Source organism: Maribacter polysiphoniae, from assembly GCF_003148665.1.
In the GTDB taxonomy this organism is placed as follows: Bacteria; Bacteroidota; Bacteroidia; order Flavobacteriales; family Flavobacteriaceae; genus Maribacter_A; species Maribacter_A polysiphoniae.
Genome location: NZ_QGGQ01000001.1, coordinates 701,085 through 721,347 on the forward strand (window position 1 = coordinate 701,085; position 20,263 = coordinate 721,347).

At 39.8% G+C, this 20,263-nt stretch carries 20 protein-coding genes; 6 read left to right on the plus strand and 14 right to left on the minus strand.

What is annotated here, in order from left to right; genetic code table 11:
* Positions 1 to 12 precede the first annotated feature (12 nt).
* From LX92_RS02915 to LX92_RS02955, 8 genes are all read right to left on the minus strand, one after another.
* Complete coding sequence (locus tag LX92_RS02915; RefSeq protein WP_109648758.1) at positions 13 to 564, minus strand: hypothetical protein; 552 nt, start codon at positions 562 to 564, stop codon at positions 13 to 15.
* 24 nt (positions 565 to 588) lie between these two features.
* Positions 589 to 1,161 carry an RNA polymerase sigma factor gene (locus tag LX92_RS02920; RefSeq protein ID WP_223308316.1) on the minus strand — a complete coding sequence of 191 codons (573 nt, stop codon included), beginning with the start codon at positions 1,159 to 1,161 and terminating at the stop codon, positions 589 to 591.
* A gap of 587 nt (positions 1,162 to 1,748) precedes the next feature.
* Positions 1,749 to 2,012, minus strand: a complete 264-nt coding sequence (locus tag LX92_RS22375) for a hypothetical protein (RefSeq protein WP_109648760.1) — start codon at positions 2,010 to 2,012, stop codon at positions 1,749 to 1,751.
* 39 nt (positions 2,013 to 2,051) lie between these two features.
* Positions 2,052 to 2,666 carry a hypothetical protein gene (locus LX92_RS02935; protein ID WP_109648761.1) on the minus strand — a complete coding sequence of 205 codons (615 nt, stop codon included), beginning with the start codon at positions 2,664 to 2,666 and terminating at the stop codon, positions 2,052 to 2,054.
* Positions 2,667 to 2,858: 192 nt separating this feature from the next.
* A complete protein-coding gene (locus LX92_RS02940; RefSeq protein ID WP_109648762.1) occupies positions 2,859 to 3,530 on the minus strand; it encodes a DNA alkylation repair protein in 672 nt (223 codons plus the stop codon).
* A 21-nt stretch (positions 3,531 to 3,551) separates the two neighbouring features.
* Complete coding sequence (locus LX92_RS02945) at positions 3,552 to 4,145, minus strand: hypothetical protein (protein ID WP_146197792.1); 594 nt, start codon at positions 4,143 to 4,145, stop codon at positions 3,552 to 3,554.
* Between the two features lie 53 nt (positions 4,146 to 4,198).
* Positions 4,199 to 4,762: a DNA-3-methyladenine glycosylase I gene (locus LX92_RS02950; RefSeq protein ID WP_109648764.1), complete on the minus strand. Its 564-nt coding sequence runs from the start codon at positions 4,760 to 4,762 to the stop codon at positions 4,199 to 4,201.
* Between the two features lie 191 nt (positions 4,763 to 4,953).
* A complete protein-coding gene (locus LX92_RS02955) occupies positions 4,954 to 5,313 on the minus strand; it encodes a hypothetical protein (RefSeq protein ID WP_109648765.1) in 360 nt (119 codons plus the stop codon).
* Between the two features lie 153 nt (positions 5,314 to 5,466).
* Between LX92_RS02955 and LX92_RS02960 the strand changes: the two genes are divergently transcribed.
* The 5 genes from LX92_RS02960 (at position 5,467) to LX92_RS02980 (ending at position 11,399) form a co-directional block, all read left to right on the plus strand.
* Positions 5,467 to 6,150, plus strand: coding sequence for a TetR/AcrR family transcriptional regulator (locus LX92_RS02960; protein ID WP_109648766.1), 684 nt, complete (start codon positions 5,467 to 5,469; stop codon positions 6,148 to 6,150).
* On the plus strand, positions 6,147 to 7,820 hold the full coding sequence (locus tag LX92_RS02965; RefSeq protein ID WP_109648767.1) for a peptidase domain-containing ABC transporter: 1,674 nt from the start codon (positions 6,147 to 6,149) through the stop codon (positions 7,818 to 7,820). The genes LX92_RS02960 and LX92_RS02965 overlap by 4 nt, the downstream gene beginning before the upstream one ends.
* Position 7,821: 1 nt before the next feature.
* On the plus strand, positions 7,822 to 9,174 hold the full coding sequence (locus LX92_RS02970; protein ID WP_109648768.1) for an HlyD family secretion protein: 1,353 nt from the start codon (positions 7,822 to 7,824) through the stop codon (positions 9,172 to 9,174).
* A 2-nt stretch (positions 9,175 to 9,176) separates the two neighbouring features.
* Positions 9,177 to 10,580, plus strand: a complete 1,404-nt coding sequence (locus tag LX92_RS02975; protein WP_109649056.1) for a TolC family protein — start codon at positions 9,177 to 9,179, stop codon at positions 10,578 to 10,580.
* A gap of 180 nt (positions 10,581 to 10,760) precedes the next feature.
* Positions 10,761 to 11,399: a thioredoxin family protein gene (locus LX92_RS02980; protein WP_109649057.1), complete on the plus strand. Its 639-nt coding sequence runs from the start codon at positions 10,761 to 10,763 to the stop codon at positions 11,397 to 11,399.
* Here the strand turns inward: LX92_RS02980 and LX92_RS02985 are convergent.
* From LX92_RS02985 to LX92_RS03010, 6 genes are all read right to left on the minus strand, one after another.
* Positions 11,382 to 12,110, minus strand: coding sequence for an energy transducer TonB (locus LX92_RS02985; protein WP_109648769.1), 729 nt, complete (start codon positions 12,108 to 12,110; stop codon positions 11,382 to 11,384). The two genes, LX92_RS02980 and LX92_RS02985, sit on opposite strands and share 18 nt — an antisense overlap.
* A gap of 58 nt (positions 12,111 to 12,168) precedes the next feature.
* Complete coding sequence (gene truB / locus LX92_RS02990) at positions 12,169 to 12,891, minus strand: tRNA pseudouridine(55) synthase TruB (protein ID WP_109648770.1); 723 nt, start codon at positions 12,889 to 12,891, stop codon at positions 12,169 to 12,171.
* 45 nt (positions 12,892 to 12,936) lie between these two features.
* Positions 12,937 to 13,731, minus strand: coding sequence for an undecaprenyl-diphosphate phosphatase (locus tag LX92_RS02995; protein WP_109648771.1), 795 nt, complete (start codon positions 13,729 to 13,731; stop codon positions 12,937 to 12,939).
* Entirely contained in the window at positions 13,732 to 14,001 is a 270-nt protein-coding gene (locus LX92_RS03000; RefSeq protein ID WP_109648772.1) for a DUF3098 domain-containing protein, read from the minus strand.
* A gap of 136 nt (positions 14,002 to 14,137) precedes the next feature.
* Positions 14,138 to 15,016: a cell division protein FtsX gene (locus LX92_RS03005; RefSeq protein WP_109648773.1), complete on the minus strand. Its 879-nt coding sequence runs from the start codon at positions 15,014 to 15,016 to the stop codon at positions 14,138 to 14,140.
* A gap of 71 nt (positions 15,017 to 15,087) precedes the next feature.
* Positions 15,088 to 16,968 carry a T9SS type B sorting domain-containing protein gene (locus LX92_RS03010; RefSeq protein ID WP_170117784.1) on the minus strand — a complete coding sequence of 627 codons (1,881 nt, stop codon included), beginning with the start codon at positions 16,966 to 16,968 and terminating at the stop codon, positions 15,088 to 15,090.
* Positions 16,969 to 17,151: 183 nt separating this feature from the next.
* Here LX92_RS03010 and LX92_RS03015 point away from each other — a divergent pair, with 183 nt between their 5' ends.
* Positions 17,152 to 20,229: a leucine--tRNA ligase gene (locus LX92_RS03015; protein ID WP_109648775.1), complete on the plus strand. Its 3,078-nt coding sequence runs from the start codon at positions 17,152 to 17,154 to the stop codon at positions 20,227 to 20,229.
* The last annotated feature ends 34 nt before the right edge of the window (positions 20,230 to 20,263 follow it).

The window sequence follows — 20,263 nt, forward strand, 5'->3', positions numbered from 1 at the left end:
TTGTTTTAAATTTTATAAAACGACATTTTCAATAAGGCTTTTGTCGATGTAACTATTTATTAATGAATCTTCTATAAGAAGGGAATTGATAAATATATTTTCCAGTTGTTGTTCTGATAATTCCGCATCAACGATAATTTCATTCAAAATAATTTCATCTATGAATTCATCCATATCGGCATCTTCGACAAGCAATGAGGATACTAGAAAATCATCGGAATATACATCCATTGAATTTATTTGCTCAACATTTGCATTTTGTTGTTCAATGGTTGTTGGGTCATTTTGCAGCCAAATAGTAAAACCTATCAGTAAAACAATTGAAGCTGCAATCGGATAGGCTATCATTGGTTTTAGCCCAAACACGGTTCGTTTTTGTTCTTTTTCCATGGGTAAACTTTTTAAAATATTGTTATTGGATATAGAGAAATAGTTATCCGGAACATCCATTCCTAGATACTCTTTATGCTTTTGGGCAAGTTCTTTTTTATCGAAATTATCTTTTAAAAAGCCATTTCCGTCCTGCCCAATATGGTTCTTACTGTTTTTATTCTTCTTTGCCATGGTATATATTAGACCTTTTGATTTTCAATTAGTTTGTATCGTATCGCAAACAATTTCCTTTTCGATTGTTTTTACTGCGCTATAATAAGACGATTTTAAGGTGTTCTCGCTCACATCCAATATTTCAGATATTTCATGAAAGCTCAAATCATCAAAATATTTCATTTGAAATACCCGTTGTTGTTTTTCCGATAGACGGGATATGATAGCGTGAAGTTTTAACTGGATTTCTTCCCCATCAAAATAGGAGTCCTGGGTTAAATTTTTGAGGTAATCACTATTGCCGTCGTTTTGGTTAAAAGCTGATTTTATTTTGTTCTTTTCCAAAAATCGGATGCATTCATTATATGCAATCCGGAACATCCAAGTGTGTAGTGCGCTATTTTCCTTAAAATCCTGAATGCCCTTATAAACCCTAATGAAGGTATTTTGGAGTACATCATTGGCATTGTCGTGGGTCAGTACAATTTTCCGGATATACCAATAGAGCCGTTCTTGATGAACATCAAGTAAATCCTTGAAAGCCTTATTTTTTAACTTTGGATTCTTTAATCTTCTTATGAGCTCGGTTTCTCCTTTTATGGGTTTCATTGCCATGAGGCATCCTTTGCTTATTAGACCCTATACTTATCGAATAGTTTGTTTTATATTTAAAAGATACTCGAAATTAAATTCAGGACCTTCAAAAATGGGCAATCTTATCGTTTATTTGAACTTTAGGGGATTGGACTAGGCTTTTTATAGGAGGTTTTGTCAACTGTAGTGTTTTACTAATACTAACACGACTAACATAGACCAAAACAATAAAATTATAAATAATGCAATTACGGTTTGAAAGCGACTTTTATGTCCAATACTTGTGTTTATTGAAGGGTTGCTTTTTAAAGCAAAAACGTTAATAGTATTCCCTACTTTGTATTTTTTACTTTCAGGATACTTAATTTCTTTGTGTTTGGAAATGCAATTATAACTTGAGTTATTTAGCAGGAAAGAACATTTTACCAAAACATCTTTTCCTTCTCCAAAAACTAACTCGGTAGATGCACGTCTAAAAGGTTTGCAATAAGTCAATTCTTTTATAATACCTGCCGTTTGTATCGATTTGTATCTAAATCTATAATATCGAAAGAAATAAAGTGAAAACGCCAGAGCAAGTATAAGTTCAATTATGGAAACATAATAAATCATTTTATAATTTCTTTTGTTAACGCTTTGATAGTATAGGTGAAATGGCCTAGACCTGTTTCCCAGGTATGTTGATGATCAGTGAAATGACCAATATTCCAAATCGTTGTAAAAAGGTCCTTTTGGATAAAAATAAATGGCGGTTTATTATCATACCCATTTTTTGGCATAAAATGAAATTCAAGTTCCACAATGGATCTAGGTTTATTTAAGGACTCAAATCCTCTACTTTCCCAAAATTCAATTACTGTTACTAGGTTCATTTAAATTACAGCCAACAGGCTTGTGTGCAGTTGTATTTACTACCAAAATTTCCACCAAGGTTTCGAACCATTGCTAGGAATATTGGCTTTTTCGGCAATCTTTGTATTAGTTGTTTTTTTAGATGCACTAGAGAACTCTGGAGGATACGTTTTTGTACCTTCAATATAATGGTAAATTGCAGTTCCAAACCCTTCTTCTGGTGTAATGTTACCACTTTGCTGGATAATAAATGCTGTTGCAATTGCTCCAGATTGTGCCATTTGTTCATAGCTTAAGTCATTTTTTTTCATAATTTCTAAAGCTGGATTTTGAACTTTATTGATTATGTCTACAAAATTACTTTCCGCTTGTTTTTGGTTTCCACTGGACATTTTGCTATTGTCAATTTGTATTCCAAAGTTTTGTAACACTGCTTGAGTAATATTAACTAATTGAGGACCTTTCGTATTGGCCACTTCAGATAGCATCACAGTTCCAGGTTTTGCATCATTTATTTCAAATCCGAATGACCTGAATAAAAAGCTTCCTGCTAATCTCGCTGTACTCGAAATTGCCTCGGTAGTGTCTATTTCCCTTGATCCGTTGCCGATTACAGCTACAACCATTTCAACGATGTCGTTAACTGCTTTATTTTGATTGTTTGTTATTTCCATTAATTGTAATTCATTCTTTTAATACACACCAATTGGATATCGTAACAAGTTACTATATCTATCAAATTTAAGGAATATAGTTACTAGTGCTAATATATATTTTTTGTAAATGCTTATTATTCAGTGTATTTTCCATCCTTTATGCAATCTTTTCCATCCCATTGTTTCACCGGGAAGGTAACCCCTACCATATCATCGATCCATCAGGCGAAGCGCTTCGCGTCGACTTAAGTTGGCCAATTCGTTATTCGCGACGAAGTCTTTGACCCACTCCGGGTTGGTTCTGCTGTATTCCCTTAAGATCCATCCAATGGCTTTATTGATAAAAAACTCCTTGGAGCCCAAAAGTCGTTGTATGATGAGGCTTAATCTAAAAGTGTCGATGTCGTCCTTTCGTTTTAATTGATACAGCAAACAACAACGTTGCAACCAAATGTTCCCCGAAGCCAACCATTTTTCAAGGTAGGTGTCCAATTGCTCAGGATAAAGCACAAAATAGGGACCGATCAATTTAACGGCAATATAATCCACCGTGTCCCACCAAGATTTGTGGGTAACCATATACTCCAATATTGAAATATCGCTTATGCTGAATTGTTTGATGTATTTGAAAACCAATTCTTGGGCAAAGAATTGATATTCCCGTTGCGGTTTTTGCCATAGGGTTTTGACCATGGCGTGCAGCTTTTCTTTCGGGGGTAAATACGATTGCGCTAAAAAAGGTCTCTGGATTTCCCTCCGTTTTGGGGATGTTAGCCCATAAAATTCAAACTGATGGCGCATATAGGCTTTTTGCCCTTCTGCAATCTGGGCATTTGAATTGGCCTCAAATTCCTTTTCCAACGTTTGAAGAAAATCCGTCATTTTTTCAGGGTTACCATATGGTCAATACAGAATATGGTCATGGTTCATGGGCAACGCAATTCTTTTATTTATCAGATGACCTTCCGCGTTGAACCAAAAGTCGTATTCGTTTTTAATACCGTCCTTTTTGCCAATAACCACAAGTTTATAGATAATACTTGGTAATAAAAGATTTTGAAACGTACTGGTCAATATCGATTGGTCGTTTCCATCATGGATGGAATACTGTTGGTAAATCCGCTTGATGCTAAATTTGTTGAACGATGCCGATAAATGGTTTTCCATGGCAAGAAAAGTTTCATCGGGAATATCCACTTCATTTACCCGAAAACCTGTTTTTTTTAACGTTCCATCCTTATCGAAGGATAGGGCATAGTGAAGGCGATCTTTCTTGAATTTTAGAATATAGTTGGTGCCTAGACTATCTACTTCTTTATAGAAGCGTTTCCTTTTAATGTTATGCCCGGCTAGGGACGAATCCAATGGTATATCGGGAAACTGGGATTTTTTTATACGGAATTCCCGCTCGTAATTATCCTGACCTTGACATATAAGTGTCCCACAAAATACCAGAATCATCACTTTTAATATGGAAGTCATTGTTGATGTATGCATCACCTTAATTTATTTTATCTTGTAATATATACTCAGAAAATGGAGCTTAGCCTTTAAACCTCATTATATCTAAAACAATCGATTTCATGGTCGTTGACCATACCTATGGCCTGCATAAAGGCATATACCACGGTGCTGCCGACAAATTTAAACCCTCTTTTTTTGAGGTCTTTGCTCAGTGCATCCGAAATTGCCGTGGTTGCAGGTCCGTCTTTATAGTTTTCAATATTGTTTTTTAAGGGTGCGTGATTAACGAATCCCCAGACATAGGTACTAAAACTTTCAAATTCATCCTGTACTTTCATAAACGCTAAAGCATTGGAAACTGTTGCACGAACCTTTAATTTGTTTCTGATGATTCCGGCATCCTGCAATAGGGTTTGAATCTTATCTTCTTCATAAGTGGCAATTTTCCTGTAGTCGAAGTTGTCAAATGCCTTCCTGAAATTTTCGCGTTTTTTAAGAATGGTGATCCAACTTAGTCCGGCCTGAAAGGTTTCCAATACCAAAAATTCAAAAAGTAAGGCATCATCCTTTACGGGTGACCCCCATTCATTATCATGGTAGGCTTCATAAAGGGCATCACCCAAGCACCATCCACATTTGTGTTTATCCATGTCATTTATCTATAGAATAAAGATATGGATTAATATGATTTTCAATATACCGGTTTTATGTTTTCTAACCGATGTGGTTTATGGTTTTAAGTAGGGGTAAAACATGTTCTTTCCGCTTTGCCGATGGATCGGCACTTGCCTTATATCCACGAGGTGGAAAAACACGGAAAGAACATGTTCCATGGTTTGGGTTATATGGGTATTAATTCACCGCGTCCCAAAGCCTTCTCGTAGTCCGCTTTCACCTTGGGGAAAACCTTGAAGAAGCGTTGACCATCCAAAGGTTTAAGAATTATTTCCGTTTCACCGTTTTGGGATGATACCACTTGGGAAACTTCAACTTTTTTACCTATGATTTCTTTATAATCGGCGATTCCACCTCTTTTAATGATAAAATTCCTTTTTGGGAAATGAATGTATTTAAATTCCAACCCGGAAGAAGGTGTTCCTAAAATAAAAATACTCCCTTTCTCTATGGGAAATTCAGTCTGTTGTCCTTTAACCCATCCAAAACATAATAAAACAGTGGTTAAAAAAATTAGCTTTCTCATAAAAATTGTGTTTAAAAATTAATGATTTGATTATAAATTAAGCTGAAATCAAAAATAATAAAATAGATAGTAAAACAATCGTTAAAAAATAGTTAAACAACCATATAATGATAGTAATGCTATTATATTTGATCAATGTAAAAATTGAAGATCATGGATCGTTTATTGCAGTCTGTTAAAATCAATATCAACGAGAAAATTTATGTTAAGGACCCAGAATCCTCTGATTTGGGTAGGCGAATCATTGAGGAGAGTATCCTTATGATCCACGATATGGGTTTCGAAAGTTTCACCTTCAAAAAGTTGGGTGTTAAGATCGGTTCCAACGAGAGCTCCATTTACCGCTATTTTGAGAACAAGCACAAATTGCTCTTGTATTTAGCCTCTTGGTATTGGGGATGGCTGGAATACCAGTTGGTCTTTGCAACCAATAGTATAAGCAACCCAAAAGAGAAACTCGAAAAGACGATCGAAATCGTTACCAAGGGTACTGAGGAGGATTCCTCTTTTTCACATATCAACGAGGTGTTGTTGAACAAGATCGTTATTAATGAGTATTCCAAATCCTATTTGACGAAGGAGATTGATGCCGAGAATAAAGAAGGCTATTTTATAATCTATAAAAGATTGGTCACGAGGATTAGCGATATGATCAAGGCTATCGATGCTGATTATCCCTATGCATCAAGTCTTGCCAGTACAATCCTGGAAGGATCGCTGCATCAGTATTTTCTACGAGATCATTTTCCTTCATTGACCGACTGTCATGCGAAAAATGCCCCAACAGCCTATTTTTTGAACTTGGTTTTCAGCATTCTAATACCAAAAACTAAATGACCAAAACAATTATGACCACATGGCAACGGTTAATAGGGCTGTTGCGCTTGGATAAAAGGGATATTTTTCAAGTTTTTTATTATGCGATATTTGCCGGTGTTGTTAACCTATCCTTACCGCTGGGTATTCAGGCCATCATCAATTTATTACAGGGTGCCCAAATAAGTACTTCATGGATCGTACTTGTGGTATTGGTCACCATAGGAGTGGCATTTGTTGGGATATTGCAATTAATGCAAATACGGATTATTGAAAATGTACAACAGAAGATATTCACCCGTTCTTCTTTCGAATTTGCCTATAGGTTTCCCAAAATAAAGATGAGTGAGCTAAGTAATTACTATCCGCCGGAACTGGCGAATCGGTTTTTCGATACACTTACGGTCCAAAAAGGAATATCAAAGATCTTGATTGACTTCCCGGCAGCTTTGTTGCAGATCATACTGGGTCTTTTGCTGCTTTCATTTTACCATCCCTTCTTTATCCTTTATGGCATCTTGTTGTTGCTGTTGATCTACGTGGTGTTCAAGTTTACGGCACAGAAAGGTTTGGATACGAGTTTAAATGAGTCTAAGAGTAAATATAAGGTAGCCCATTGGCTGCAGGAGGTGGCGCGATCTATCGTTAGTTTTAAACTTTCAGGTAAAACCTCCCACGCCCTGGACAAGAATGATGAACTGGTTTCTGAATATCTAAAATCAAGGGAGGGCCATTTTAGGATTTTGGTCCTGCAATACATCCAGATGATTGGGTTCAAGGTTTTGGTGACTGCCGGTCTGCTCATCATTGGGGGGCTGTTGGTTTTGAACCAAGAGATGAACATCGGGCAGTTTGTGGCGGCCGAGATCATTATTCTATTGGTTATTGGTTCTGTGGAAAAACTGATTTTGGGGTTGGAGACTTTTTATGATTTATTGACCTCCTTGGAAAAGTTGGGACAGGTCGTTGATAAGGAATTGGAGCCACAGGAGGGCGAAATTTCCTTTGGGGAAGATGTGCCCCTAACCGTGGAGTTGGAGCATGTTTCGTATAAAGTGCCAGGAAGTAAAAAGATGGTTATCGATGATGTGAGTCTAAAGATCACACCCGATTCCAGGATGCTCATTAGGGGTAAAAGCGGTTCTTTAAAGACCACTTTGTTGCGGATTATATCCGGCATATTGGAACCGGATTCCGGAGGTGTATATGTGAATGGTAACTCTTTGGATGCTTTGAACCTTAACAGTTATCGTTCCCAAATAGGACAGACCTTACCAGGGGAATCCCCTTTTGAAGGCACCATCAGGAACAATATTACATTTGGTGATACCTCTATTTCACAGGAACGGATCAATTGGGCCATTGACAAGGTTGGCCTAAATCAATTCGTCAAAGAACAACCCCAAGGGTTGCAAACGGTCCTTTATCCTGAAGGGCAGCAAATACCGTTTACGGTGTCTAAAAAAATCGTCCTTGCGCGCAGTATTGTGAGAAATCCGAAATTACTCCTCTTAAAAGATCCCTTAGATCAATTTGATAAAAAGGAGGCAATAGATCTTATTCACTTTTTAAGTGATCCCGATAATGGTTGGGCCTTAATCGTAGTTAGTGAAAATAAACGGTGGATCGATCATTGTACGCATATCGTAACCATGGAAAGAGGAAGAATAATCAATGAAAAAGTAATCTGATATGTTGAATATCTCACACAACAAATTAAACCAAAAGGTTTCTTTGGAACGGTTTTCTTCTGCCCAAAAGGTATTCCATCAAAGGCACTATAAACATTTCAATCGTTTTTTACTGGCCTTTGCACTGGCTGGTTTCATTATTCTTTTTTTGCCGTGGACACAAAACATCAATAGCAAAGGATACGTAACCACCCTAAAACCTGATCAACGCCCACAAACCATTCAATCACCAATTCCGGGTAAAATTGAGGAATGGTACGTTCAGGAAGGTGATTACGTTAAAAAAGGGGATACGATCCTACACATCTCCGAAATAAAAAACGAATATTTCGATCCTAGGTTGGTAGAACGTACAGGGCTTCAAATCAGGGCGAAGGAAGGTTCGGTCACTTCTTATGAAGGTAAGGTGAAAGCATTGAACAATCAAATAGGGGGGCTAGTCAGGGAAAGAGGGTTGAAGTTAGAACAAGCCAAGAACAAATTGTTGCAGTCAAAACTGAAGGTAAAGAGTGACAGTGTTGATCTTGAGGCAGCAAGGACGAATATCGAGATCGCCCAGCGACAATACGACCGTATAGTACAATTGCAAGCGGAAGGTTTGAAGGCGATGACCGATGTAGAACAAAAACGACTAAAGCTTCAAGAGACACAGGCCAAGTTGATTTCCCAGGAAAACAAGTTGTTGTCCGCCCGAAATGGGATTTTGAATGCCCAAGTTGAGATAAGTCGGGTAATGGCCGAATACACCGACAAAATATCAAAGGCAGAGAGTGATATGTTTACGGCACAGTCGAATCAATTCGACTCTAAGGCACAGGTAACCAAATTGGAAAATCAATTTACCAATTATCAGATGCGTAATGACCTGTACTTTATTCGTGCTCCCCAAAACGGATATATCAATAAAGCGATACAGGCTGGTATTGGAGAGACTTTTAAAGAGGGTGATCGATTGGTGGGTATTATGCCTGCCGATATTGACATGGCCGTGGAGAGCTATGTGCAACCTTTGGACCTTCCCCTATTGCATATCGGGGAAAAGGTACGTGTTCAATTTGACGGTTGGCCTGCCATAGTCTTCAGTGGATGGCCCAATGTTTCCTATGGTACCTATGGTGGGAAAGTAGTGGCTATAGAAACCTTTATCAGTGAAAATGGTATGTACAGGGTATTGTTGGCCCCTGACCCTGATGATCATCCATGGCCAGAGGCAATTCGTGTGGGTTCAGGGGCAAGTACGATAGCCCTTTTGGAGGATGTTCCCATATGGTATGAGTTATGGAGGCAGTTGAACGGTTTCCCCCCGAATTACTATCAGCCAAACAACGTAAAATCAGGATCCAAAAAGAAATAGGCATGCGCAATTTTATTATTTTCCTATGCCTTGTATGGTGCGTTTCGCTTCAGGCACAAACACAGGATACATTGGTTTTAAGGTTCAATGAGTATTTGGGGTATGTGAAAAAGTACCATCCTATAGCAAAACAGGCCGAATTACAATTGAGTATTGGGCAAGCGAATTTAATGAAGGCCCGTGGTGGTTTTGATCCCAAAATAGAAGTTGATTACGGTCAAAAGAAATTCAAGGGGACCGAATATTACGATCGTTTGAATGCTACCTTCAAGGTTCCAACATGGTATGGTGTTGAACTCAAAGGGAATTTCGAACAGAATGATGGGGTCTATTTGAATCCTGAAAATACCGTTCCCCCAGACGGTTTGTATAGTGCAGGTATTTCAATGTCTGTCGGACAAGGTTTATGGATCAACGACCGAATGGCCACCTTGAAAAAGGCGAAATATTTTAGGAATCAGTCCAAGGCCGATCGTGACCTCTTGGTCAATCGAGTGCTTTTTGAAGCTTCGTTGGCCTATTTCGATTGGTTGAAAGCATATCATGAGGCTTTGGTGTATCATAACTTTTTGGAAAATGCCAGAATAAGATTTGAGGGAATAAAAAGTAGTGCCAAGGCGGGTGAAATAGCGGCCATCGATACGGTAGAGGCAAAAATAGTCATGCAATCCAGGGCATTGGGACGTGAGCAGGCCAATGTAAGGTTAATGAAACAAACACTAGAGCTTTCCAATTTCTTATGGTTGAATGAAGGCATACCTGTTGAATTGCAATCGAATGTGGTTCCTGATACCTCCATAGAAAGGGAAATTGATCGTACATTGGAAATATTGGGAAAGCCGCTCGATAGTTTTTTGCTCGAGGATCATCCTAAATTGAAATCATTGGGATATAAAATAGATGGCTTACGTGTGGAAAAAAGGCTAAAAGCGAATCGATTGTTGCCGAAGATAAATCTAGAGTATAATTTTTTGACAGAGACCCCAGAACTTGTCAATTCGTTTCAAACCACACAATACAAAGGTGGGTTCAGTTTTCAATTGCCCCTATTTTTACGAAAGGAGCGAGGGGATTTGAAGTTGGCCAAATTCAAATTACAGGATGCCCAATATGAGTTGGATAATACAGAAATCCAGATCAAGAACAAGATTTTGTCCATTTACAGGGAATTGGAATCCTTTGAGGACCAAAACCCGCTTATCAACGAAATAGTTCAAAATTATAATACGCTTTTAAAGGCAGAGGAACGCAAATTCAGTTTTGGGGAAAGCTCATTGTTTTTGGTCAATTCCCGAGAGGGTAAACTCATCGATGCTGAATTAAAGAAGATAGAGGTACGGAACAAATACTATATCGCCAAAGCGAAACTATTCCAAAGTCTTGCCGTGAACCCCAGTAATTTATGACCATATCTAAATAAGTAATAAATATAAGGGTTGGTACAGGCTGATTACTCCTTCATTGATGTTGACCAAAGAACAGGATTCGATATTGTAAGTTTTTCGTTGAAATACCTACCAATGTGACCTAAGTTACCAATGGAATTTAGATTCATAAGTAACTTTGCAGTTTTTAAATATAATACTATGGATACAAACGTTTTGGAGAATTTGGAACTTACTACGGAGGAAATTGTACAAGGAGGAATAGCAAGGGGAATGTCATATCTTGACTATAGATTGTTAATGGATGGTTTGGCAGCAGAAGGTAAGGCCACAGGAACCGAAGTATCCGAGGATATGGTCAATTATACCCTCCTGAACCAACGACGTATGAAGCGTTTGGACAAAACCTTGAAAATCGATGAAGCATCCGCAGATAGGATAAAAAGTTACGCGGGTAAAAAGGTAACTTGGTTGGTGTTGACCGAAAGTTGGTGTGGGGATGCAGCACAGTCCTTGCCAATGATCAATAAAGTAGCTGCCTTAAATGACGATATCTCCCTGAAAATAATCTTACGGGATGAAAACCTTGGGATTATGAACCGATTTTTGACCAATGGGGCCATGAGTATCCCTAAATTGGTCATGGTCGATGATGCTTCGGGCAATGTTGTTGGTGAATGGGGTTCTAGACCTAAAATAGCCCAACAAATGGTCGTTGATTATAAAAACCAACATGGGATGTTAACACCTGAATTTAAGGAAGAACTACAAGTTTGGTATAATAAGGACAAAGGTCAAAGTATGCTTAATGATCTTTTGGAGTTACTTGCCTTGAAATAGGTACGTGATCGTTCCTTTTTGCATTGCTTTTGAGGAGGTGTCAAACTTAGCTTTAAGGGCATAGGTAATCGCATTATCTACCAGACATCCATTGGATGTACCGGAACTTTTTTCGTTGAAGCTGGCATCGGTCACATTACCGAGTGCATCGACTTCAATATTGATGACTACTTTTCCCCCTTCGATACACGTATAGATTGGTGGGGGTAATTTATAATTGTTCCTGTCCACAAGTGAATAGGATACTGAAGTTCTCCTTGCGGCGAGAAAATTGGTCCGCTCTTCTTTTTGGGCTTCCCTTTCCCCCAGCAATTGTTTTTTCTCCTCCCTTTGTTTGGCCAATTCCTTTACCTTGGCCACATAGTCGGAATCCATACCATCATATTCCGATGCATCATCGGATGCATTCATGGCTTTTTCCTCTAAAATCTCTTCAAGGGTTTTCAAGGGTTCGGGATTCCCAAAACTTGGTTTTGCGGTTTCATTGAAGGCCATATGGCTTTTAATGGGGTCTTGGTTCTGAAGTTCCTCCAACATTTTTTCCTCATCCTTGATCAATTCCTCAAGCATTTCCTCGCTCATGACCAATTCTACCACATACTCATCCTCCTCTTGTTGTCCGCCAAGATGAATGTTGTAAAGCCCCAGGACCACAATGGCCATGGAGAATACGGTTATGAGTAATGATAACTGTTGACGGTTAAGTTGCATAAGGCTATAACCAAGATTTTGGTAAAATATTTTAATTTTTCGTTGAAATGGATTCTTTTTAATTCTGATCCAAACTACCCCCTTGGTCGAGCAGTATTTCTGCAAAATCATTGGGGTCAGTTGCAATATCTACGTTATAATCACCTATTTTGGTTCTTCTCAATGTAGATAAATGCCCTCCTGATTGCAATGCCTTGCCAAAATCATGGGCTAAAGAACGAATATAGGTACCCTTGCTGCAGACAACCCTGAATTCGATTTTAGGTAAATCTATTTTGGTGATTTCAAATTCTGAAATGGTTACCCTACGTTTTTTTATTTCAACTTCCTTGCCTTCGCGGGCATATTCATACAATCGTTTCCCATCCTTCTTTAAAGCGGAGAATACGGGCGGTACCTGTTCAATCTCCCCAATAAAACCTGTTGTGGTCTCGTGGATCAAAGTATCTGAAATATGGTCAATCGGAAAGGTTTCATTCACTTCGGTTTCCAGGTCAAAGGAAGGTGTTGTGGCTCCCACGGTAATTGTTCCCGTATATTCCTTTACTTGCCCCTGAAGGTCGTTTATTTTCTTGGTGAATTTACCTGTGCAAATCAGTAAGAGGCCTGTGGCCAAAGGGTCTAATGTGCCGGCATGTCCTATCTTGATTTTTTTTAGTGAGAATTTCTTGCGAATGGCCCACTTGAGTTTGTTGACTGCTTGGAAAGATGACCAGCCCATAGGCTTGTCGATCAAAAGCAATTGCCCTTCTAAAAAATCTTCTTTTGACAATGATTTCATTAAAAGGCGTTTTTAGGTTTTTTCAAAGTTGGTGGATAAAGAAATTTAAACCCAGTAACTATATGCAATGGCAATGAGTCCAACGATCAAGCAGTAAATGGCAAAATAGCTCAATTTGCTTTTCTTTACCAATTGGATCATCCAAGTACAGGCTGCCAAACCGGCAATGAACGCCGCAATGAACCCTGCTCCCATGGCAAAGGTATCCTCACTTTGGACGCTTAGTTCCCCACTCATTATGTCTTTGGCCATTTTACCGAATATTAAGGGGACTACCATTAAAAATGAAAAACGGGCCGCTTTGGTCTTGTCCACTCCCAATAAAACAGACGTCGAAATCGTAGCTCCTGATCTAGAAATACCCGGTAGCATGGCAATCGCCTGGGAAATACCCACGATGAGTGCATTTTTATAGGAAACTTTCTTATCGGTGTCCTTGGCCTTATCGGCAAAATACAGCAATACCGCAGTAATCAATAACATAAAACCAACAAAGCGGATATCCCCCCCAAAAAAGGCTTCCAATTGTTTTTCAAAAAAGAGGCCAATCAATACGGCAGGTATCATTGAGATTATGATTTTTAAGGTAAAACGGGTTTCCTCGTTCCATTGTAACTGAAAAAGCCCTTTAATGATCTCCCAAACGTCTTTTCTGAATACCACCATAGTACTGAGTGCAGTTGCAAAATGCAGTACCACGGTAAACAACAAACTTTCTTCGGGAACCGAGTGGTCTCCCAATATGGCTTTTCCTAATTCTAAATGTCCACTGGATGATACCGGAAGAAATTCGGTCAGACCTTGGATGATTCCAAGGATAATTGCGTCAAATGTTTCCAATTACTTGCTTTTCTTATGGGGATTCAACAAAATGGCATAGATTTCAATACCAAGACCGATCAATACCAAGGTAGGAGCCAATCGGATTCTACGAAAATTAAAAATGTCCTCATTAAAGACATTCGGATCGCTGCTACCACCCCCGGACATGAGTATAAAACCCAAGGCGATAAAGGCAATTCCTAGAAACATGAACAAATAATTCTTTTTATGGAATATGAATTCATGCTTAACATCTTGTCCACTTGAAATGTTTTGCTTGTTGGCCATGTGGCAAATTTAATGAAGTCAGACTTATTATTTTTATTTAACCGGGAATTTATGTTTTTATTACAATTTCATGGCTTTTTTTGAGAGCCTTGGCATTGGTCATCTGATATTCCACACAAAAAACGATGGTGATATGTTAGTAATAAAGCTCGTCGGTCCTGAGGTTCAAGAAGCGTTGTGTGGCAAAATAGGTGCTTATCAAAGAGATCAATACCCCTAAAACGAAAACACCGACAAACAGTAAAATAATCACGGTACTATCCTGTAGCAGATTGAATTCGGTAAAATTGCTGTCCAGATAAAACAAGACGGCACCTAAACCTATTAATGCAATCAGCGCTCCCAACATGCCCAACTTTATGTTTGTCCAGATAAAAGGTCTTCGGATAAAAATCTTGGTAGCCCCTACCATTTGCATGGTTTTTATGATAAAGCGTTTGGAGTAGATGGATAACCTAATGGAACTGTTGATCAATAATACTGCAATAAACGTGAAAATGGCACTTGCCACAAGGATCCAAAAACTGATTTTCTTTACATTATCGCTTAGTAGGCCAACCAAGGGTTTGTCATAACTTACCTCGTCTACATAATTCTTTTTGGATATCTCGGTGGCGATTTCCTCTATTTGTTCCGGCGAAACAAAATCGGCATTCAATTGAACATCAATGGAATTCTTCAATGGGTTGTACCCTAGGAAATCGATAAAATTCTCACCAATATCAGCACTATGCTGTTCGGCGGCCTCTTCCTTGGATACGTATGTAGCCGTTTTGGTGTATTCGGCCATGGCCAAACTCTTTTGTAATTGATCGACCTCGACCTCTTTGGCATTTTCCTTTAAAAAAACCGAGACGGTTATCTGTTCCTTGAAGTGATCGGCCATTTTTTTGGTATTCAGTACCAATAAACCAAGAATACCTAAAAGGAAAAGTACCAACCCAATACTTAAAACCACGGAGAAATACGAAGAGATTAATTTTCGTTTTTGGTATCGTTCAAAAGATTTGCTCATGCCTGGAATACTTCAATATGTAAAAATAGGAAAGTAAATTGATATTCACGCCTATAAAAATAAGCAGGGTTTTATCTTTTTAAACTAAAATGCCCTTTTAGCACTTTTCCATCGATATGTATGGCGTACCAATAATCATCCGAAGGAAGGGCTTTGTTGTTAAAACGGCCATCCCACTGAAATGAGGTGTTTTTCGTGTGTTTGATAAGCATGCCGTAGCGATTGAAAATCATGACCTCGTAACTTGCATAGGCTTCAATACCCTCGGGAATAAAAATATCATTGACCTTGTCTCCGTTGGGGGTAAAGAATTTTGGGATAACAAGATGAACATAGTCCATAGGGGTGGTGCCGCATCCGTTTTTTTCGCTTACAAAAACGGTATAATGTCCGCCCGGCGTATTCTCAAAGACAGGACTCCCCTGATAGGAGTAACCGTCTATGGAGTAAGCGAAATTTCCTGAATTTCCCATATGGATCTCAAGGGTGTAATCATCCGAGGTGATATAATCGATTATCGGGGCATTCAGCTGGGTTAGTTGTATTGTCTTAATGGCTGAACAACCATTCGCATTGGTTATTTTAACGGTGTATTGTCCTGGGGCCATTACCTCGATATCGGGAGTGGTTTCCCCGGTACTCCAATCGTATGCCATATGGTCTATTCCTGCAGCAAGTACGATAGTGCTTCCTTCGCAAAAGGTCAAATCCTCATCAATCGGCATAGGGGGCGTATCGAAGTCTACCGTGATTGCCGTACGGGCGCTGGACGTGCATTCTACCATCGTTGATACCGCCTCTGCATAATAGGTGCCTGGGAGTTGCGGGCTGTAAGAATTGTTGTTTTCAAGCAGGGGGGTGCCGCCTGAGGGTACATCATACCAATTCACCGTGGTATTCGACGGAACCGTTACCGAAATAACCTGACCTTCGTCAGGGCATAAGGTCTTTAGGGTGTAATCGCTACTAGGAGGGTCGGGTTTGGGGATAATAATGATATCGAAGACCTCCGATTGGGTATTACATAAAGCGTTGTTCAAATTTATAATGTCCTCAGCTACCTTTACCCTATAGAATATGGTTGAGGTTAGTAGTGGTGGAGTGTAATCCTGATTGGTTTCCCCAACAATGTCATTCCAATTTTCACCATCGGTGCTTTCTTGCCATTGATATACATGGGTGGGGTAAATCGAATAATCGGGATGGGCGGTAAGATGTGTGCTTACAGGTCCGTAATCTTCGCAGACCAGTATGTTCGTTTCGTTTTGGTCATTGGTGATATCAATAAAATCGCCACAAGTTTTAAAGACGATATCATCAATAGCGAGGTCGTTACCGCATCCACCGGCACCATTGTTCAGCATTTTCAGGATAACCGCGGTTTGTCCCGGGAGGGTTTGGAACACAAGGGCGTATTGTTCCCAAACGGGTGAAGATTTGTCAGCAATGGTTCCAGTATCACCTGATGCCAATAAATCGGTTCCTGTATTGTCCCAAATCTGAAATCTAACGTTGATGGGAATGCCATTGCGATTGCAGCCGGATACAGGGTGTAAATTTATCAGCCATGATGAAAATTCATAGGAGGTATTCTCACACAATCCGGTTACGGTTCTTTGGTAAAACTCCCCCGGGGTATAACTCGCATTCACGATAAACGCTTTTCCGTTGTTGTCGTTCGGGGTATGGTCGGTGGTGTTGAACCAATCGTAATATGCGGTATGGCTAGAGATGGTGTATTTGCCATCTATGGGTTCCCCATCGATATACGTATACGAGGTGGTTCCAGCGGGTAAAGGAGGTCCGTTGGTCGTGCCAGCCCCAAAATCCTCAGTAAAAATAGGATCCCCTGAATTGCCGCCACAAAATCCCAATTGTGCATGCGCCACAAAAATCGATAATCCCCAAAAAATGAGGGCAATACCGATTAAATTATAATTTGATTTCTTCATGGTTACTCTAAGAACGGGCAAATGATGCTGCATTTTGCCGAAATCCGCAACTGATGGGTATCAAAGATAATCTTCACAATCCGGAAAACCATACCCAATATTCTCAGATTGTAAGTCCATATAATCTTTTCCCTTTCAAGGATTAAACTTATTTTTGCCCGGTATAGTTAAGAAAGATAAGACATGCAGTACAATTTCAATGAAATTGAGGCCAAATGGCAGAAATTTTGGGCCGAAAACCAAACTTTTAAGGCAGAGAACAATTCCGATAAGGAAAAATTTTATGTATTGGATATGTTTCCTTACCCTTCAGGGGCGGGATTACATGTTGGGCATCCGTTAGGGTATATTGCCAGTGATATATATGCGCGTTACAAACGCCACAAGGGGTTCAATGTGTTACATCCCATGGGATATGATTCTTTCGGACTTCCTGCAGAGCAATATGCTATTCAAACAGGACAGCACCCTGCGATTACCACCGAGACCAACATCAATAGGTATCGGGAGCAACTGGATAAAATCGGTTTCTCCTTTGATTGGAGCCGGGAGGTACGTACCTCAAACCCGAAATATTATAAGTGGACCCAATGGGTTTTTATTCAATTGTTCAATTCTTGGTACAATAAGGATTCGGACAAGGCTGAGGATATTGAATCTTTGATTGCCCAATTTGAGAAAGAAGGTAATTCAAAGGTAAATGCGGTATGTGATGATGATATCGTGGAATTCTCGGCAGCGGATTGGAAAGGGTTCTCGAACACACGGCAACAAGAAATATTATTGCAATACCGATTAACGTACTTGGCGGAAACCGAAGTAAACTGGTGTCCTGGTTTGGGTACGGTTTTGGCCAATGATGAGATTGTAAACGGGGTTTCGGAACGTGGTGGCCATCCTGTGGTTCGTAAAAAAATGACCCAATGGAGCATGCGGATCACCGCGTATGCCCAGCGTTTATTGGATGGTTTGGACAAGATCGATTGGCCACAACCCTTAAAAGATTCACAGACCAATTGGATCGGGAGAAGTGAAGGGGCATCCGTCACTTTTAAAACAATGGTTTCCGATACTGTCGGGAAGTCCTATCCTATAGAGGTGTTCACGACCCGGCCCGATACCATTTTCGGGGTTAGTTTTATGACTTTGGCCCCAGAACACGAGTTGGTGCCCCAAATAACCACCCCGGAACAAAAAGCTGAGGTAGAGGCGTATATAGAGGCTACGGCCAAACGTTCGGAACGTGATCGTATGGCTGATGTAAAGACCATTTCGGGTGCATTTACCGGTGCCTATGCAGAGCATCCGTTCACAAAAGAACCGATTCCTGTTTGGATCGGGGATTATGTGTTGGCAGGTTATGGTACGGGAGCGGTAATGTCCGTTCCATGTGGGGACCAGCGGGATTATGATTTCGCGAAGCACTTCAATATTCCCATTCCCAATATTTTTGAGGGAGTCGATATTTCTGAAGAGGCTTTTTCAGATAAGGGTTCTGCGGTAATCGCCAATTCGGATTTTCTAAACGGATTGCCTTATAAGAAAGCCGTGAAAAGGGTCATTTTTGAGTTGGAGAAAATGGGCCAGGGAAAAGGAAAGATAAACTATAGATTACGGGATGCGGTTTTTAGCCGTCAACGCTATTGGGGCGAGCCTTTCCCAGTGTACTATGTAGATGGTTTACCGCAAATGATCGATACGGAACATTTGCCCATAACCTTGCCCGAAGTTGAAAAATATTTACCTACCGAAACCGGTGAGCCACCCTTGGGCAATGCCACGGTTTGGGCTTGGGATACGAAGGAGAACAAAGTCGTCAGTAATGATTTGATTGACCATAAAACCATTTTTCCTTTGGAACTCAACACCATGCCCGGTTGGGCGGGGAGTTCCCAATACTTTAACCGGTATATGGATCCCGGTAACGACGAGGCGATATTTTCACAGGAAGCGATTAACTATTGGCAAGATGTGGATTTGTACATCGGTGGTAGTGAGCATGCTACAGGGCATTTGTTGTATTCCCGTTTTTGGCAAAAGTTCATGTTCGATAAAGGTTTTGTGCCTAAGGATGAGTTTGCCAAAAAACTCATTAACCAAGGGATGATTACCGGTACAAGTGCTTTCATTTATGTTTATGACGGTGGTTTTGTAAGCAATGATGCAGATTCGGAAAGGGATTCAACTAAAAATTTAATTTTGAGTTTTGGAGTTTTACAACTTGTACGAGAGAATATAAATCTTTTGCACGATCTATGGAAAAAAGCTCCTAAATCTGATTTTGAAATTTGTGAAGAGTATAGTTTGAAAATTGATGACCTGAACTTGATTAAGAGATTGTATCAAACATTGTTACAAGCGGCCGAAAGATTAGGTTACATATCCATTGCATGGTTCAGAGATTTTATTCCTATTAGACCAATCCATGCAGATGTGTCATTAGTAAACAGTTCAGATGAGTTAAATATTGAGGGATTAAGAAATTGGAAGCCTGAATTTAAAAATGCCATTTTTGTTGGTGAAAATGGAAGTATTATAGATGGTGAAAATGACCGGTATATCGTTGGACGCGAAGTCGAAAAAATGTCCAAATCCAAATACAATGTGGTGAGTCCGGATGAGATTTGTGAGGAATACGGGGCCGATTCGTTGCGATTGTACGAGATGTTCCTAGGGCCTTTGGAGCAGTCCAAACCATGGAACACGGCAGGTATTACAGGAACACACGGTTTCTTGAAAAAAATGTGGCGTTTGTATTTCGATGAAAACGGTGCCAAGTTCAATGATGCCGAACCTACAAAGGATAACCTTAAGACCTTGCACAAGACCATTAAAAAGGTGGAGGAAGATATTGAGAATTTCTCTTTCAATACCTCAGTGTCCACTTTCATGATCTGCGTAAACGAACTTTCTACACAAAAATGTACCAGTAGGGCCATTTTGGAGCCTTTGGCCATTTTGGTATCACCCTATGCGCCCCATATTGCGGAAGAGCTTTGGTCGCAGTTGGGACATAGCGAGTCAATTGCCACGGCACCTTTCCCTGTTTTTGATGAAAGTCATTTGGTGGAGAGTAGCAAGCAATATCCCATATCTTTCAATGGTAAAATGCGCTTTATGTTGGAGTTGCCGTTGGATTTGGATAAAGACGGAATCGAAGCGGCAGTAATGGCCCATGAAAAAACACAGAAGCAATTAGAGGGTAGAACCCCTAAAAAAGTCATTGTGGTGCCAGGTAAAATCGTGAATATCGTGGGGTAATAACCTGCTTTTAAAATACTTGAAGCCGCCCTCC

What these genes read in the sequence shown, in the direction of transcription:
- LX92_RS03005 (WP_109648773.1), bottom strand. Translation starts at nt 15,016, where the DNA reads ATGAGCAAATCTTTTGAACGATACCAAAAACGAAAATTAATCTCTTCG.
- LX92_RS02985 (WP_109648769.1), bottom strand. Translation starts at nt 12,110, where the DNA reads ATGCAACTTAACCGTCAACAGTTATCATTACTCATAACCGTATTCTCC.
- LX92_RS02970 (WP_109648768.1), top strand. Translation starts at nt 7,822, where the DNA reads ATGTTGAATATCTCACACAACAAATTAAACCAAAAGGTTTCTTTGGAA.
- LX92_RS02950 (WP_109648764.1), bottom strand. Translation starts at nt 4,762, where the DNA reads ATGGATAAACACAAATGTGGATGGTGCTTGGGTGATGCCCTTTATGAA.
- LX92_RS22375 (WP_109648760.1), bottom strand. Translation starts at nt 2,012, where the DNA reads ATGAACCTAGTAACAGTAATTGAATTTTGGGAAAGTAGAGGATTTGAG.
- LX92_RS02955 (WP_109648765.1), bottom strand. Translation starts at nt 5,313, where the DNA reads ATGAGAAAGCTAATTTTTTTAACCACTGTTTTATTATGTTTTGGATGG.
- LX92_RS02935 (WP_109648761.1), bottom strand. Translation starts at nt 2,666, where the DNA reads ATGGAAATAACAAACAATCAAAATAAAGCAGTTAACGACATCGTTGAA.
- LX92_RS03010 (WP_170117784.1), bottom strand. Translation starts at nt 16,968, where the DNA reads ATGAAGAAATCAAATTATAATTTAATCGGTATTGCCCTCATTTTTTGG.
- LX92_RS02960 (WP_109648766.1), top strand. Translation starts at nt 5,467, where the DNA reads ATGGATCGTTTATTGCAGTCTGTTAAAATCAATATCAACGAGAAAATT.
- LX92_RS02975 (WP_109649056.1), top strand. Translation starts at nt 9,177, where the DNA reads ATGCGCAATTTTATTATTTTCCTATGCCTTGTATGGTGCGTTTCGCTT.
- LX92_RS02945 (WP_146197792.1), bottom strand. Translation starts at nt 4,145, where the DNA reads ATGCATACATCAACAATGACTTCCATATTAAAAGTGATGATTCTGGTA.
- LX92_RS02965 (WP_109648767.1), top strand. Translation starts at nt 6,147, where the DNA reads ATGACCAAAACAATTATGACCACATGGCAACGGTTAATAGGGCTGTTG.
- LX92_RS03000 (WP_109648772.1), bottom strand. Translation starts at nt 14,001, where the DNA reads ATGGCCAACAAGCAAAACATTTCAAGTGGACAAGATGTTAAGCATGAA.
- LX92_RS02920 (WP_223308316.1), bottom strand. Translation starts at nt 1,161, where the DNA reads ATGGCAATGAAACCCATAAAAGGAGAAACCGAGCTCATAAGAAGATTA.
- truB (WP_109648770.1), bottom strand. Translation starts at nt 12,891, where the DNA reads ATGAAATCATTGTCAAAAGAAGATTTTTTAGAAGGGCAATTGCTTTTG.
- LX92_RS02915 (WP_109648758.1), bottom strand. Translation starts at nt 564, where the DNA reads ATGGCAAAGAAGAATAAAAACAGTAAGAACCATATTGGGCAGGACGGA.
- LX92_RS03015 (WP_109648775.1), top strand. Translation starts at nt 17,152, where the DNA reads ATGCAGTACAATTTCAATGAAATTGAGGCCAAATGGCAGAAATTTTGG.
- LX92_RS02940 (WP_109648762.1), bottom strand. Translation starts at nt 3,530, where the DNA reads ATGACGGATTTTCTTCAAACGTTGGAAAAGGAATTTGAGGCCAATTCA.
- LX92_RS02980 (WP_109649057.1), top strand. Translation starts at nt 10,761, where the DNA reads ATGGATACAAACGTTTTGGAGAATTTGGAACTTACTACGGAGGAAATT.